Source organism: Novosphingobium hassiacum, from assembly GCF_014196055.1.
Classification (GTDB): Bacteria; Pseudomonadota; Alphaproteobacteria; order Sphingomonadales; family Sphingomonadaceae; genus Novosphingobium; species Novosphingobium hassiacum.
Genome location: NZ_JACICY010000056.1, coordinates 1 through 1,031, shown reverse-complemented (window position 1 = coordinate 1,031; position 1,031 = coordinate 1). Strand labels below are relative to the sequence as shown.

General features: G+C 59.6%; 2 protein-coding genes. One reads left to right on the top strand and one right to left on the bottom strand.

Annotated elements, in window-relative coordinates:
* Positions 1-197 (bottom strand): DUF4158 domain-containing protein (locus tag GGQ88_RS21050; RefSeq protein ID WP_183615356.1); only part of this gene is annotated, 197 nt, incomplete at its 3' end.
* 139 nt (positions 198-336) lie between these two features.
* On the opposite strand from GGQ88_RS21050, the gene GGQ88_RS21045 reads away from it, so the two are divergent.
* Positions 337-906 (top strand): recombinase family protein, encoded by a 570-nt coding sequence (locus GGQ88_RS21045; protein ID WP_043150867.1) that lies wholly within the window; start codon positions 337-339, stop codon positions 904-906.
* Positions 907-1,031 lie beyond the last annotated feature (125 nt).

The window sequence follows — 1,031 nt, the reverse complement described above, 5'->3', positions numbered from 1 at the left end:
GTCGTGCCGGGATGCCGCAGCAACGCCAGTTGCAGCGCCACGCCTAATCGGTTCCGCCGCTCGCGGCGCGCGCCGATAATGTCGATGTCAGATGGCTCGAACGAGTAGAGGCGGGCCAAATGGTCGCGGTCGGTCGGGATGGCGAGGATTTGATCGCGCTCACTCTCGGTCAGGAGTTGATGTTTGCGCTTCACCATGCCGATTCCCGTCCACAAAAGGTCATCTGGGCCTATGGACAGCGACGAGTAAAGAGACATAGTATGTGGACGGATATGTAGGGGCGAAACGCTTGCCCTTCACAGCGTCCACAGAACGGCCGTTTGGGAGACACAGGGCATGGGCGGTATTCTGGGCTATGCTCGTGTGAGCACCGGCGACCAGGACGTGGCAGGGCAGACCATGCGTCTGGAGAAGGCTGGCGCCATTAAAGTGTTCACCGACGTTATGTCGGGCAAGAGCATGGATCGTCCCGGTTTGGCCGACCTGCTCGCCTACGCCCGTAAGGGTGACACATTAGCCGTGGTTCGCCTCGATCGGCTCGGGCGATCGCTGGCCGAATTACTTGTCACGGTTGAGAAGCTGCACGCCCAAGGCGTGGCGCTGCTAAGCCTTGAAGAGAAAATCGACACTTCATCGGCCGCCGGCGAACTGATCTTCCATGTGTTCGGGGCCATCGCCCATTTTGAACGACGGCTGATTTCCGAACGCACCAAGGATGGCATCGCCGCCGCCCGTGCCAGGGGCAAGTTACCTGGCCGTCAGCCGCTCGACATGAGCAAGGTTCATGCCGCCATTAAACTGGTCGAAGCGAGTATCTCGCCAACAGAAGCGGCACGGCAACTCGGCATCGGCCGATCAACCATATATCGAGAAATGCGCCGCCTTGGCGTGGAAAGGCCCGCCTGAATGTCCAGATCAAAATCGGTTCACGATCTTTCGGGCCTGATGAAATATGCGGAACGGGCGCCATGGGATGAAGCGATGGTTGAAATGCTGTCCGCGCATCTTGGCCCAGCGTGCGAAGCAACCGG